This window comes from Stenotrophomonas humi (genome assembly GCF_001431415.1).
GTDB classification, from domain to species: Bacteria; Pseudomonadota; Gammaproteobacteria; order Xanthomonadales; family Xanthomonadaceae; genus Stenotrophomonas; species Stenotrophomonas humi.
Window position 1 is genome coordinate 1 of record NZ_LDJI01000062.1, and the last position, 1,045, is coordinate 1,045.

Consider the following 1,045-nt stretch of genomic DNA (forward strand, 5'->3'; position numbering starts at 1 on the left):
GTTGGCCACCACCGAGGTGAAGCGGTTCTGGACCGCACCGAGGTCAGCACGCGTGCTGTTGATCGAGCTCAGCGCGTTGTCGACGATCTGCAGCGCCTGCTGCGCACCGGCGAACGTGCTGACATCCAGGTTTGCTGCGGTTTTCTGCGTGGCAGCGGTTCCCATGGTTACGCCGGTGAGGCCAGCGCTGGTGATGGCGGTGGTGCCTTCCTTCCAGGAATCGAACTTCAGATCACCAACAGCATCGACGGTTGCGGTTACGCCGGTATCGCCAGACTTCTTGTTGATTTCTGCTGCCAGTGCATTGCCCACCGCCAACTTGCCGGCAGCTGCTGCTGCGGCCCCTGCAGCGGCAGGATCAGCACCTGAATAGGCTTCTGCCCCGCTGGCTGCAACGCTCACATTGCCGATATCGATGCCGTTGATCTTGATGCCGGTCATGTTGGTTGCCGCATAGCCGGCGGTGTTGGCAGTTGCGCCGGCAGCCGTTGTTGGTGCGGCCACCGTCATCGCACCGCTCATGAAGCTCGTCGTCCCCAATGAATCACTCTTGGCGTTGACGATCTTGTCGATGGCGATGGACTGACCGGCATTGGCACCGACCTGGAACAGCTGGCTGGAGAACGAGCCGTCCAGCAGCTTGGTGCCGTTGAACTCGGACTGCTTGGCAACGCGGTCGATTTCGCTGACCAACTGCGTCACTTCGGCCTGCAGCGCCTTGCGGTCGCTGGCCGAGTTGGTGGCGTTGGAGGCCTGCACGGCCAGTTCACGCACGCGCTGCAGGTTGTTGCCGATTTCGCTCAGCGAACCTTCGGCGACCTGCGCCAGCGAAATGCCGTCGTTGGCATTGCGGATGGCAACGTCGGTGCCGCGGATCTGGGTGCCGAAACGCTCGGAGATGGCCAGGCCGGCGGCGTCGTCCTTGGCGCTGTTGATGCGCGAACCCGACGACAGGCGCTGGATGGTGGTGGCCCTGTCTCGTATACCCATCTGACGCTGCCGACTCTCTGCAGAGTGTCGGTCGCAGGGTAGGCCGTTTCGACAA

At 62.7% G+C, this 1,045-nt stretch carries 1 protein-coding gene; it reads right to left on the reverse strand.

What is annotated here, in order from left to right; all coding sequences use genetic code 11:
• Positions 1-990, reverse strand: a 990-nt coding sequence (locus ABB26_RS18280) for a flagellin N-terminal helical domain-containing protein (RefSeq protein ID WP_057636139.1), incomplete at its 3' end; no start/stop codon positions are given.
• Positions 991-1,045 lie beyond the last annotated feature (55 nt).